The 12,535-nt window shown below is 71.4% G+C and carries 10 protein-coding genes; 2 read left to right on the top strand and 8 right to left on the bottom strand.

What is annotated here, in order from left to right; all coding sequences use genetic code 11:
* Nucleotides 1-40: 40 nt before the first annotated feature.
* The gene (locus ABEA87_RS40165) at nt 41-2,272 is read right to left on the bottom strand and encodes a hypothetical protein (protein WP_345638912.1); all 2,232 of its coding nucleotides are present in this window, start codon (nt 2,270-2,272) and stop codon (nt 41-43) included.
* 373 nt (nt 2,273-2,645) lie between these two features.
* Here ABEA87_RS40165 and ABEA87_RS40160 point away from each other — a divergent pair, with 373 nt between their 5' ends.
* Nucleotides 2,646-3,893 carry a pectate lyase gene (locus tag ABEA87_RS40160; RefSeq protein ID WP_345638910.1) on the top strand — a complete coding sequence of 416 codons (1,248 nt, stop codon included), beginning with the start codon at nt 2,646-2,648 and terminating at the stop codon, nt 3,891-3,893.
* A gap of 107 nt (nt 3,894-4,000) precedes the next feature.
* Entirely contained in the window at nt 4,001-4,678 is a 678-nt protein-coding gene (locus ABEA87_RS40155; protein WP_345638908.1) for a hypothetical protein, read from the top strand.
* Nucleotides 4,679-4,758: 80 nt separating this feature from the next.
* On the opposite strand, the gene ABEA87_RS40150 is transcribed toward ABEA87_RS40155, so the two are convergent.
* Genes ABEA87_RS40150 through ABEA87_RS40120 form a run of 7 tightly spaced genes read right to left on the bottom strand, consistent with a single transcriptional unit; the run spans nt 4,759 to nt 12,526 of the window.
* Entirely contained in the window at nt 4,759-5,766 is a 1,008-nt protein-coding gene (locus tag ABEA87_RS40150; RefSeq protein ID WP_345638906.1) for an NAD-dependent epimerase/dehydratase family protein, read from the bottom strand.
* A gap of 8 nt (nt 5,767-5,774) precedes the next feature.
* The gene (locus ABEA87_RS40145) at nt 5,775-6,530 is read right to left on the bottom strand and encodes a DUF1295 domain-containing protein (protein WP_345638905.1); all 756 of its coding nucleotides are present in this window, start codon (nt 6,528-6,530) and stop codon (nt 5,775-5,777) included.
* Nucleotides 6,531-6,578: 48 nt separating this feature from the next.
* Nucleotides 6,579-8,003, bottom strand: coding sequence for an Nramp family divalent metal transporter (locus tag ABEA87_RS40140; RefSeq protein WP_345638903.1), 1,425 nt, complete (start codon nt 8,001-8,003; stop codon nt 6,579-6,581).
* A 4-nt stretch (nt 8,004-8,007) separates the two neighbouring features.
* Nucleotides 8,008-9,699 carry a chaperonin GroEL gene (gene groL, locus ABEA87_RS40135; RefSeq protein WP_345638902.1) on the bottom strand — a complete coding sequence of 564 codons (1,692 nt, stop codon included), beginning with the start codon at nt 9,697-9,699 and terminating at the stop codon, nt 8,008-8,010.
* A 60-nt stretch (nt 9,700-9,759) separates the two neighbouring features.
* Nucleotides 9,760-10,785, bottom strand: a complete 1,026-nt coding sequence (locus ABEA87_RS40130) for an NAD(P)-dependent alcohol dehydrogenase (RefSeq protein ID WP_345638901.1) — start codon at nt 10,783-10,785, stop codon at nt 9,760-9,762.
* A complete protein-coding gene (locus ABEA87_RS40125; RefSeq protein ID WP_345638899.1) occupies nt 10,782-11,480 on the bottom strand; it encodes an iron-sulfur cluster assembly protein in 699 nt (232 codons plus the stop codon). The genes ABEA87_RS40130 and ABEA87_RS40125 overlap by 4 nt, the downstream gene beginning before the upstream one ends.
* Entirely contained in the window at nt 11,477-12,526 is a 1,050-nt protein-coding gene (locus ABEA87_RS40120) for an amidohydrolase family protein (RefSeq protein WP_345638897.1), read from the bottom strand. Before ABEA87_RS40120 ends, ABEA87_RS40125 begins: the two co-directional genes overlap by 4 nt.
* Between the last annotated feature and the right edge of the window lie 9 nt (nt 12,527-12,535).

The raw sequence follows: 12,535 nt of genomic DNA, 5'->3' as shown, positions 1-12,535 counted from the left end.
TTTCCAAGGCCGCTTGCGAAGGGGTCCTCCTGCGCCACCGTCAGGGTCGCGCGACCCAGAAGTCAATGTTCAGCGCCATCGTGCCACTCGGTCGCCGGACCAACTGCTGCTGGTCCTGACGCGTGCGCAGCTTCATCACCCTGGTAGCGCGAAGGCCCATCGCGTGCAAGGGATCGTACTGGGTGCCGGCGATGACCGGGGTACGGCCCGCGGTCCTGATGCTAGCCACCACCTGATCGACCGACGCCGGGGACTGTTCGATCAGGCTGGCGACGGGAAGCTGGCACTGATTGCGAATCGTGGGCGCGAACAACGTGTCCGTCAACACCACAGAGTCATTGGGCCGCAACGCCGCGCACACCTCGCGCATCGCGGCCAGCTCACCCAGCTCGGTGCGGTCGGAGGCCACCGGTCCGGTGGCCTTCCAGATCGGTACGAGCATGGCGACGGCCACGGCCGCGGTGGCGACCCAGGGCAGCGCGACCAGGCCCACCCCGCGCGCACGCGTGGCTCCGCTTCCCGCCGCGGCGAACCGGTCGGCCAACTTCCGCATTTCCGCACGAGCCAGGCGGTTTCCCGCCGCCACCGCCCAGGTGGCGAACAACACCATGCCGGGCAGTACCTCGACCACCAGCCTCCGGTCCGCCCAGGGATGGTCGGGGGTGATGCCGGGGCGCAGCAGCACCAGCACGGACGAGCACAGATACACCAGCAGCACGCTGGCCCACGCCAGGTCGCGACCGCGCAGCACGCGGACGGTCAGCGCCACCGCGCCGACGAGCGCGGCGGCCAGCACCGGCCAGCCGAGGTACCAGGAGACCCACCAGAGGCTCTGCTCCGCATAGCCGCGGCTGCCGTCCAGGGGCAGCCCGAGCCGGGCCTGCGCGGTCTCGGTGAACTGCATGACGCCGGCGTCGGTGGTCGAGTGGTCCACGGAGACGTACGGCCGGATGACGAAACCGAGCGCCACCACCAGAACCGCGCAGCCGCCGACTATCGGCACGATCCGCCACCATCGGCTCACCCACAGCGACCGGCCGTACCGCTTCGTGACGAGCGCGCCGATGAGCGTGACGGCGATGACGCCCACCATCGCGACGACCATCAGCTTGACCGAGGAGATGTTGACCTGGACGTACGGGCGCGTGACAAACCCGGCGTCCACCAGCGCCAGGCCCCCGCTGATCGCGGCGCCGACCAGGAACGGCCACACGGCCGCGCGCCGGACCAGCCACAGCCCGGCCAGCACCGGCAGGGCCAGCGCGAAGTCGATGCCGAAGTCCAGCCGCACCAACTCGCCACCGGCGAGCACCAGGCCGGCGACGAAGGCGTGCCGGCGAATCGGACCCAGGCCGGCCGGAGCGGTCTCGCCGCCGCCCCGGCGCAGCGCGACCACCAGGTCGACCAGCAGGCAGCTGCCTCCGGCCAGGATGAGCAGCGCCAACGGCTCGGAGAAGGTGCTCTGCGCGACGCGCAGCACCGGCCAGGCACCGGCCAGCAGCAGGGCCGCGAGCGGCGCCCAGCACGCGCCGACCAGTCGCGCGGTCAGCCCGGCCACGGCGAGGATGGCACAGGCGCCGATGACCGCCGGCAGCACCAGCATGCCGCCCCAACCCCAGCCCCAGTCCACGATGCCCAGCAGGACCGGCCATCCGGTCATGAACTGCGGCACCAGCTGGCTGCCGTGCTCGTAGAAGGCCGGGCTGCCGAAGCCGAGATCGCCGGGCGTGGGCCCGAACGCGGCCAACGGGTACGGGTAGGTCAGGCCGTGGTGGTGGGCCAGCCAGTAGGCGATCTGGATGTAGGAACCGGCATCACGACGCGGAATCACGTGTTCGCTGTGAGTAAAGGCGGTGAACAGTCCGGATCCGACCGCCACCGCGAAGGTGGCCACCACCGACCACCATGGGGCCGCAATCCGCTGCCGTCGCAGCAGCGCCAGGCCCAGCCAGAGCATGACCAGCGCCACGACCGCCGCCACCGGCAGCACCACCACCGGCCGGAACACGCCGAGCGCCGCGAGCGGAAACGCGGCGAACACCACGCCGGACAGCACACACACCGGCGCCAGCGACGCCACCCAGAGCACGCGACCGGCCAGCGGCCCGCGATCGGTACCGGTCAGAAACGGGCGGGCCGTACGGGCGGCGGGCCGCAGCAGCCCGCCGGCGCGGAGCACCCCCGACCGCGCCACGGCGGAGCGCGGCCGAGTACCCGCGACGTCTCCCCCGCCGGCGTCGGGCTTGCTCTCGGCCACATCCGTGCCAGACACGCTGGGCGCCTCCCCACCTCACCGGCCGCTGGTGGGCCGCGTCTGTACGGATGGTAGCGAGACATCCTCGGGCACAGGTGCGGCCGGCACCATTGCCGCAACTCGGTCAGGACCCGACGCGGCCTCCGTTTGCCCAGTCTGCAACGAATCTGCACACCGCGCTCGTTGCCGTTCCGCCCCCCGCTTCAATAGCATGGGTACCCGCTGGGACCTCGCCGCGTGCCTCCTATCGCGTGGGCAAACGCGAGCGGCACCATTCCGATCCTCCGCGCGCCGAAGCTCGAGCTGTGTGGGGGTGCTCGCCTGCGCCACAACCCGGCTCGGCTGCGCTCCCCGGGCCAATGGCGCCCAGATCCCCCATCAGGAGACGGACATGCTCAGCAGAGGGCGGCGCGTCGCGCTGCTCAGCGCCATCGTCGCGACCAGCGCCGCGCTGGCCACGGCCGCCATCGCCAGTACCACGGCGCAGGCCGCCACCACCGGATGCCGGGTCGCGTACTCGGTCACGTCCCAGTGGTCCGGCGGCTTCACCGCCAGTGTCAACCTCACCAATCTCGGCGACCCGCTGTCGGGTTGGACCCTGAAGTGGAGCTTCACCGCCGGTCAGCAGGTGACCACGGGCTGGAACGCCACGTTCAGCCAGAGCGGCAGCGCGGTGACCGCCACCGACGCCGGCTACAACGCCGCCCTGGGTAGCGGGGCGACCACCTCAATCGGGTTCAACGGCACCTGGACCGGCAGCAACCCGGTGCCGACCAGCTTCACGCTCAACGGCGTGGCGTGTACCGGCACCGTCGGCACGACGACCCCGACGCCCCCCAGGACGGGGACCGCGTCGCCCACGAGGTCGCCCACCCCCACGCCCACCAGGACGACCACGCCCACCCCGACCAGGACGGCGACGCCGACCCCCACCTCCGGCGGCGGGAACCCGCCGGCGTGGCCGACCGCCACCGGTAGCGTGACGGTCACCGCGACCATCAAGGTGTCCGGCACCTACGACGGCGGCATGCGACGGTACACCGCGGTCGGCCTGGGCGGCGGAGACCAGGACGAGGACCAGCAGCCCATCTTCGACCTGCCCAGCGGGGGCACGTTGCAGAACGTCATCATCGGCGCACCCGGCGTCGACGGCATCCACTGTGAGAACACCTGCACGCTACGCAACGTCTGGTGGGAGGACGTCGGCGAGGACGCCGCCTCGCTCAAGGGCAGCAATTCCTCGCAGACGATGACCATCGACGGTGGCGGCGCCCGGCACGCCGACGACAAGGTGTTCCAGCACAACGGGCCGGGTACCTTCATCATCCGCAACTTCCAGGTATCCGACTTCGGCAAGTTGTACCGCTCCTGCGGCAACTGCTCGTCGCAGTACAAGCGGGCCGTGCAGATCTCGAACGTGTGGGTCACCTACCCGGGCAGCGCGCTGGCCGGCATCAACACCAACTACGGCGACACCGCCAGGTTCTCCGGCATCACCATCATCGGGGACACCAGCAAGAAGATCAGCATCTGCGACAAGTACACCGGCAACAACAGCGGCGACGAGCCGCCGAAGATCGGCAGCGGCGCCGACGGCACCAACTGCATCTACTCGGCGTCGGACATCACGTACCGCTGATCCGCCCCGGGTACCGGGCGCGGGGTGCTTCCACAGTGGACAGTGGCCCCGCGCCCGGAAACCGGAACAATGGCGGGGAGTTCACGCCCACCGACAGGAGCGAGCGGATGGCCCACGTGTTCGACCCCGACACCGTTCACGAGTGCGCGCTGGCCTGCATCGGAAAGCCGAAGCCGGCCATGTTCGACGCCTTCGCCGAGGCGATGGAGAGCAGGTACCCCGAGCGGCTGGACCTGGACCAGCCCTGGATTTTCAGCAACGCCGGGGGCGCGATGATCCAGATGAAGCTCTACTACGCGTCACTGTCCGAGTACATCATGATCTGGGGCACCCCGATCGGCTCCGAGGGGCACTCCGGGCGCCACGCGGTCGGCTTCTGGGACACCGTCATCGACGGTGAGATGTGGTATTACGGCGAGGGCCAGTTCGAGAAGCGGGTCTACCAGCCGGCCGACCGGGTGTATGTCGGCGCCAACCAGGCCCGCGCGATGAACTTCACCGACGGAGTGTGGGCGGTCGAGTACGCTCGCGGCCCGCTGCCGCTGTCGGTGCCGTTCGGGGTGGCCGACGAACTGGTCAGCACGCTGGACTTCAGCACCGCCGCGCAGACCCTGACCGTGTACGCCTCGCTGGTCGGCCACCACTGGCGGCAGCCGGACCCGAACGGCGGCCCGGCATCGACGCTGCGCCGCATGCTCGGCACGGCGCTGGCCACCGTCGGTCCGGCGCTGACCAGCGTGGTCCGGCCGCCCGAGCCCGACGACCGGATCCCGTCGGACCGCTGACCCGACCCCCGCGGACCCCGGGTCGGGCATCCCGGCCCGGGGTCGGCGCGTCAGGCTCCGGCGCGTCAGGGTTCGGCGCGTCAGGCTCCGGAGCCCGGCCGGGCCGGGCGCGGCATCGGCCGCCGAGCCCGGTGCAGCCGGGCCCTCGCCTTGTAGTACGGCGACAGTCGCAGGATCGACGCCCGGGCCAGCGGCGCGGCCGGCCGCACGAACCGCCGCCGCCAGCCGAGGCTGACCGCGACCGCCTCCACGATGTCGTCGAACGTGTGCCGCTGGTAGTGCAGCAGCCGCTCGCTCTCCTCGGTGTCGAGCCAGTCGGTGGCGTACGGCGCCGCGCTGAACGCGTCGTCCGGCAGCGGGTCCACCCCCATCGCGGCCAGCATCCGGGTCAGGTACTCCCGGTAGGTGAGCTGGCAGGTCTGGCCGCCGCCGATGAACATCGCCCGGCCCCACACCGCCGGGGTCTCCAGCGCGTTGGTCAGCGCGAGTCCCGCGTCGTCGGCGTGCAGCGACTCGATCCGGTTGTCCAGCCCGATCTCGAACATGATCGGATGCGGCTCCCGCACGCCCAGGATCGGCACGTCGGCCAGGCGGAAGATGGCCCACTCCAGGCCCGACGCCCGGATCATCGCCTCGTCTTCGATCTTGTGCGCCGTGTACGGGCTGGTCGCCACGAGCGGATCGTCCACCCGTCGCGGCGGCTGCCGGTCCAGCGTGAACCCGTGCACATCCAGCGTGGAGCTGAACAGCAGCCTCGGCGCGGAGTCCTGGGCCAGGCAGGCGGCGACCACGTTCGCGGTGCCGCCGACGTTGACCTCGCGCGCCTGGTCGGCGTGCTCGTCCGCGCCGGGCGGGATCATCGCGGCGAGATGGATCACCACGTCGACCCCCTCCACCGCCCGCGCCACGGCGTTCGCGTCGGTGATGTCGCCCCAGGCGACCGTCGCCTCCGGCGCCCACTGGCGCGCCATCCTCCGGTTGACGGTGCTCAGCCGGGCGAAGCAGCGCACCTCGTGACCGCGGTGCACCAACTCGGGCAGGGTGTGCGAACCGATGTTGCCGGAGGCGCCGGTGAGTAGTACCTTCATCGACCCCCCTAAAGGACGTAGGGAATGAGAGCCCGCCGGGTCGGCGGGTAGTCGACGAACCGCTGCCGGTACCAATCGTGGTGGTCCAACGCGCGGGGAACCAGGTTCGCCGCCGTGTAGACCGCGAACGCCACGCCCGGCAGGGCCCAGGTGGCCAGCGCCCAGCCGCTCCACTCCACGATCTCGCCGAGGTAGTTGGGGCACGACACCCAGCGGTACGCGCCGCCGCGCGGCACCTTGTAGCCGCTCTCCCCCGGCCCGCGCAGCCGGCGCAGCGTGCGGTCGGCGCTGAGATTGAGCGCCAGCCCGACGCCGAACAGCACGGCACCGGCGAGGAACCGGGGATCGGCCAGCCAGCCGAGCGGGTACCGGCCCGCCTGGGAGACCCAGCGCGCGTTGATCGAGGCGTTGAGCAGGTTGAACACGACTGCCATGGACGCCACGCTCACCGGCATCCGGGTGCCACCGCGCAGCCGCCAGGGGTACACGAAGGCCCGGTACAGGTAGTGCAGCTCCCAGCCGGCGAGCAGGACGAGGGGTACCGGGTCGGCCCGGTGGTCGCCGAGCACGTACACGATGGCGAACACCAGTGCGGCGGGGCTCTCCATGAGCAGCCAGCCCAGCCGGGCCGGGATCGTCGGGCCCCAGCCGCCCCGCGCGTACCGCCCGTAGGGCGCGCGGATCAGGCGGAGCCCGACGAAGGTGGCCACGCCCAGCGCCAACTCCAGCGACACGAACGCTCGGTAAAGGCCGGAGGCTGGCACAGGCGAAATTCTAGCCACGGTTGACCGGAATCGGCGAAGACCGACACCTTATCCGCCAATTACGGCGGCGAGCGTCGCGTAGAGCAGGTACCCGTTCAGCACGATGATGACCGCCGCGATGCCGCCGGTGACCGCAGTGGTGAGCGGGCGGTTGGCGAGCCGGCCCATCACGTCCGCGCGGCGGGTCAGCAGCAGCAGCGGCACCAGCGCGAACGGGATGCCGAAGGACAGCACCACCTGCGAGACGACCAGGCTGGCCGTGGCCGGTAGCCCCAGGCCGAGTACCACCAGCGCGGGCAGCATGGTCAGCCCGCGCCGGACGGGCAGTGGGATGCGACGGCGCACGAAGCCCTGCATGACCACCTGCCCCGCGTACGTGCCCACGCTCGAGGAGGACAGGCCCGAGGCGAGCAGCGCCACCGAGAACGCCAGCGCCGCGCCGCCGCCGACCAGCCGGCCGAGCCCGGCGTGCGCGGCCTCGATCGAGTCGACGTGTGCCATGCCCGAGCGGTGGAACAGGGACGCCGCGATGCACAGCATGGCCAGGTTGATCAGCCCCGCGACCCCCAGCCCGACCAGCACGTCCAGCCGCTGGAAGCGCAGCAGCTCGCGGCGCTGCGCCTCGTCGCGGCAGGCGACCCGGGACTTGGTCAGGGCCGAGTGCAGGTACACCACGTGCGGCATCACGGTCGCCCCGATGACCCCGGCCACCAGCGGCAGGCTGCCGCCCGGGAAGCCCGGGACCAGGCCGGCACCGACGCCGGGTGGATCCGCCCCGACCGTCACCAGGTCGTACGCGAAGCCGAGGAACACGATGCCGAGCAGCGCGCCGATGGCCAGCTCGAACCGGCGTCGCCCGTACCGCTGCTGCAGGCCGAGGATCGCGAAGGCGACCACCGCGGTCATCAGGCCGGCGGGGAACAGCGGCACGCCGAACAGCAGGTTGAGCCCGATCGCCGCGCCGACGAACTCGGCCAGGTCGGTGGCCATGGCGATCAGCTCCGCCTGGACCCACAGTCCCCGGACGACTGGCCGGGGCAGGTGCTCGCGGCACAGCTCCGGCAGGTCGCGACCGGTGGCCAGGCCGGCCTTGGCGGACAGGTACTGCACCAGCATGGCCATCAGGTTCGCGGCCACGATGACCCAGGCCAGCGCGTACCCGTACCGGGCACCGGCGGTGACGTTGGTGGCGAAGTTGCCCGGGTCGACGTAGGCCACCGCGGCGACGAACGCCGGCCCGAGCAGCGCCACCACCCCGCGCACCCGACCCCGCGAGCGCAGTTCGCCCAGGTCCAGTGGCGCCTCCCCGGCCCGTGGACGGGCACGTGCGCCACCGGGCCCGGGCCCGACAGGTGAGCCGCCGGCCCCCGGACGGGCGTCCGGACCGCCGGACGCCGGTCGGACACCCGGGTCGACGGATGCCCGACCGGCGACCCGCACCCACAGCGCGGACTCTCCGGTGCGCGGAACCACGCCCTCAGCCGATCGACGGGCCGAGCCCGAGCGACTGTGGCGTGCTGGAGTCGGGCGAGGGCTGGTGCAGCCCCTCGTCGAGCGCGCCGTACTCGGTCATCAGCGCCGGGCTGCCACCCCACGGCGTCTGCTCCTCGGCGATCAGGGTGTTCGTGGTGAGCAGCAGCCCCGCCACGGAGGCGCCGTTCTGCAGCGCCGAGCGGGCCACCCGCAGCGGGTCGACGATGCCCATCTCGATCATGTTGCCGTAGCGACCCTGCAGGGCGTCGAAACCGTCGTCCGGGCCGCGCCCGACGATCTGGGCGACGACCTCCTGCCCGGAGTACCCGGCGTTGGTGGCGATCAGGTACGCCGGCTCGGTCAGCACCCGCCGCACGATCTCGACGCCCACCGCGTTGTCGTCCTTGACCTGCAGGTCGGACAGCGCACCCTCGGCGTGCAGCAGCGCCGCGCCGCCACCGGCGACGATGCCCTCGGCCATCGCGGCCCGGGTGGCGGACAGCGCGTCCTCGACCCGGTGCTGCAGCTCCTTGAGCTCGGCGTCGGTGGGCGCGCCGACCCGGATGACCGCCACCCTGCCGGACAGCGAGCCGATCCGCTCGGTCAGCACGTCCTCGTCCACGCCGAAGGTGGCCCGGCCCAGCTCGGCGCGCAGCTGGTCGAGGCGGAACAGCACGCCGTCGGAGGAGCCGGCGCCGCCGACGATGGCGGTGCGGTCGGCGGTGACCCGCACCTGGTCGGCCCGGCCGAGCTGGTCGATGGTCATCGTCTCCAGGGTGAAGCCGCACTGCCGGCTGTACACCGCCCCGCCGACCAGCGCGGCGATGTCCTCCAGCTTGTGCAGCCGGCGGTCGCCGAAGCCGGGCGCGCGCACGGCGACGCACTGGAAGGTGCGGTTGACGTGGTTGTGTACCAGCATGCTCAGGGCGGTGCCTTCGACGTTCTCGGCGATGATGACCAGTGGCCGGGGGGCCCTCATGATCTTGTCGAGCAGCGGCATCAGCTGCTGCACTTTGGTGATCTTCTCGCTGCACATCAGGATGTACGGGTCGTCCACCACCGCCTCGAGGGTGGCCGGGTTGGTCACCAGGTAGGGCGACAGGTACCCGTTGTCGAACTGGAAGCCCTCCACGAAGTCGACGCTCATCCCGTGCGCGGCCGACTCCTCCACCGTCACGACGCCGCCGTCGCCCACCGTGTACAGCGCCCTGGCGATCACCGTGCCGACCGTGTCGTCGTCGTTGGCGGAGATGGCCGCCACCCGGGCGTAGTCCTCCTCGGTCACGACCGGGTGCGCCACCTGGCGCAGGTGCTCGACCAGCCGGGCGACGGCCAGGTCGATGCCCCGCTTGACCAGCACCGGGTTGGCCCCGGAGTCGATCGCCGCCATGCCCTCACGCACGATCGCCTGGGCGATCACGGTGGCCGTGGTGGTGCCGTCGCCGACGATGTCGTTGGTCTTGATGGCGGCTTCCTTGACCAGCTGGGCGCCCATGTTCTCGAACTGGTTCCTGAGATAGATCTCCCGGGCGATGGTCACGCCGTCGTTGGTGACCACCGGCGACCCGGTGATCTTCTCTAGGACGACGTTGCGCCCCTTGGGGCCGAGCGTCGACTTGACCGCCTCGGCCAGCTGGTCGACACCGGCCATCAGCAGGCCGCGGGCCTGCGCTCCGAAACGTAGTTCCTTGGCCATCGGGACTCCTCACGAGGTTGGGTGTCAGCGGGGACTACGGAACCGCGCAGGACCGCGCGATCAGGGGACGAGGATGGCGCGGCCGCGCACCCGTCCGGCGTCCAGATCGGCGAGCGCGTCGAGGGCGGCGTCCAGCGGGTAGGTCCTGGTGTGCAGGGTGACCTTCCCGGCCTGGGCCAGGACCATGAGCTCGGCGAGCTCGGTGTAGGTGCCGACGATGTTGCCGACCACGTTGCGCTCGGTGGAGATGATGTCCAGCGTCGGGATGTGTACCGTGCCGCCGTACCCGATCACGAAGTAGGAGCCGGCCCGGGCGGTCATCGCGAACCCGTCCTGCTCGGCGCCCTGCTCGGCGACGAAGTCGAGGACCACCTCGGCGCCGGCGCCACCGGTGAGCGACAGGACGGCGTCGAGCTGCCCGCCATCGGCCAGCACCGTGTGGTGCGCGCCCAGCCGCGCGGCGAGCTTGAGCGCCTCGGCGTTGCGGTCCACCACGACGATGGTGGTCGCGGTCAGCGCGGCCAGGCACTGGATGCCGATGTGTCCGAGCCCGCCCGCGCCGATGAGCACGCAGGTGGTCCCCGGATAGAGCAGCGGGACGGCCTTGCGCACCGCGTGGTAGGCGGTGATGCCGGCGTCGGCCAGCGCGGCCACGTCCTGCGGGCGGGTCTGCGGGTCGAGCCGGACGCAGGCCCGGGCCGACGTGAGCAGGTACTCGGCCATCCCGCCGTCGCCGGACAGCCCCGGGAACGAGCTGTTGACGCAGTGCATGTCCTGCCCGGCCCGGCAGGCCCGGCACAGCCCGCAGGTCGGGGTGGGGTGCAGGATGACCGTGTCGCCGACCGCGACGTTGGTGACGGCCGGCCCGACCTCGTGTACCCAGCCGGCGTTCTCGTGCCCGATCGTGTACGGCAGCGGTGGGTGCATCGCGGCCTCCCACTGGCCCTCGACGATGTGCAGGTCGGTGCGGCACACCCCGGCACCGCCGACCTTCACCACCACGTCGAGTGGCCCGGTGGCGGTCGGCTCCGGCACCTGCTCCACCACCGGTTGCTGGTGGTACCCGTGCAGCCGGACTGCCCTCATAGCTCCTCCTCGCCTTGCCCTCGGTCGGCGTACCTGTGCCGGAGCATGCCCCGGCAGATGCCGGTGTTCGCCTCGACGCCGACCCGGGTGGTGTGCGCCCGGCGCAGGTGCAGCGGCACCTGGCCGGCCCCGACCGGTAGCCCGGTGGCCGGCTCGATCAGCAGCGGCGCGTCGTCGCCGGCCGGCAGGCCAAGCTCGGCGCGGCGGCGGCGCAGCCGGTCGAGCGCGCGGCCGGCGGGTGCCTCGCCGAGAGTCAGCTCGGCCAGCCGCTCCGGCGTCGACCCGGCCCGGACCAGCGGCCGGCACACCTGGTCGGTGCCGGCGAGCACCGCCTTGCGCAGGAAGCCGGCGCGTAGCTCGTCGAGTTCCCCCCGGGCCTGACCCTCAAACGACCGGGCGAACCCGGCCCGCGCGGCCACCCCGCCGTTGATGGCATCGGCGGCGAAGTGGTCCTCCAGCACCACCTCGGTGCGGCGTACCCCTTCCACGGCGCAGACCGCGTCGTACGCGTCGGCCACCATGAGGAAGGCGAAGTTGGGCGCGCAGAAGTAGGTGGGCAGCCGCAGCCGCACGCTCGCGTCGCCGTCCGCGGAGACGGTGCACGCCCGAACGAAGCCGAGCGCCGTGATGGGCTCGTCCAGCTCCGGATCGCGCACCGTCTCCAGGGCGGCGAGCACCATTGCCACAGTTGTCATGCCTGGTCGACCAGCGCGGCGGCGTCGCGCTGAGCCGGCACGCCGGCGCCGGCGTCCAGCCGGCACTCCGCCGGTACCTCGATGCCGTACAGCCGGGCCGCGTTCAGGCCGAGGATCTTCTTCTTGGTGGCCGTGGTGACCCTCGGATAGTCGGAGAACTCGTCGCTCGGGTAGTCCCAGTCGACGAAGCCCTCGATCTGCCACTTGGGTTCCCAGATCCCGTAGTCGCTGCCGAAGGTCATCTTGTCCTCGCCGACCCAGAACAGCAGCTCTCCCATGACCTTCGCGAAGAACTTCGGCCGGGCGTGCATGAGGCCGCCGATCACCACGGACAGGCCCGCGTACACGTTGGGCTCCTGGGTGGCCATGAAGCAGAAGTCCTCGATGCGCGGCAGGCCCACGTGCTCGACGATGAAGTTCAGCTCCGGGAAATCGGTCGCCGCGTGGTCCACATCGGACACATCGAAGGCGTCCTTGTCCAGCGGCCAGATGGTCGGGCCCTTGTGTACGTGGATGTTCGTGACGCCCAACTCCCGGCAGGCGTCCAGGTACCGGTACGCCTCGGGGTCCTTCAGGGTCCAGCCCCGGGAGCCGTCCCGCCACTCGGCGGTGTAGAGCTTGACTCCCTTGGAACCATGGCGCTCCACGTTGGCCGCCAGCGCCCTGAGCCCGTCGTCGCCCTCGCGCGGATCCCACCGCGTGTTGGCGATGAACCTGCCCGGGTACTTCTCGCCCAGCGCGGCATTCCGCTCGGTGGTGTTGAAGCCCTCCCGGTACCACTCCTTGAGGTACGTCGGCTGGAAGACCGCCACGTCCACGTGTCCCTCGTCGAACACGTCGCGCATGAGGTCGTCCTCGGTGTACTTCTGGAACTTCTCGATCGGCCAGTGCGTCTCGGCGGGCCCGAGCGCCTGGTACGCGTGGAAGCACTCGATCCAGCCCTTGGCGTACTGCTCGGCGCCGGGCACCCAGTTGTCCGGGGCCGCGTTCCAGTAGTGCATGTGGCTGTCGACCACGAAGTACTTCTCGCCGTCCTTCTCGTACACTGGTCCTCC

The sequence above is a fragment of the Rugosimonospora acidiphila genome (assembly GCF_039543385.1).
GTDB lineage: Bacteria > Actinomycetota > Actinomycetes > Mycobacteriales > Micromonosporaceae > Rugosimonospora > Rugosimonospora acidiphila.
This window is presented reverse-complemented; position numbering and strand designations above follow the sequence as displayed.

Excerpts from the sequence above, each read along its gene's own strand:
- groL (WP_345638902.1), bottom strand. The coding sequence starts at position 9,699 with ATGGCCAAGGAACTACGTTTCGGAGCGCAGGCCCGCGGCCTGCTGATG.
- ABEA87_RS40160 (WP_345638910.1), top strand. The coding sequence starts at position 2,646 with ATGCTCAGCAGAGGGCGGCGCGTCGCGCTGCTCAGCGCCATCGTCGCG.
- ABEA87_RS40150 (WP_345638906.1), bottom strand. The coding sequence starts at position 5,766 with ATGAAGGTACTACTCACCGGCGCCTCCGGCAACATCGGTTCGCACACC.
- ABEA87_RS40155 (WP_345638908.1), top strand. The coding sequence starts at position 4,001 with ATGGCCCACGTGTTCGACCCCGACACCGTTCACGAGTGCGCGCTGGCC.
- ABEA87_RS40130 (WP_345638901.1), bottom strand. The coding sequence starts at position 10,785 with ATGAGGGCAGTCCGGCTGCACGGGTACCACCAGCAACCGGTGGTGGAG.
- ABEA87_RS40125 (WP_345638899.1), bottom strand. The coding sequence starts at position 11,480 with ATGACAACTGTGGCAATGGTGCTCGCCGCCCTGGAGACGGTGCGCGAT.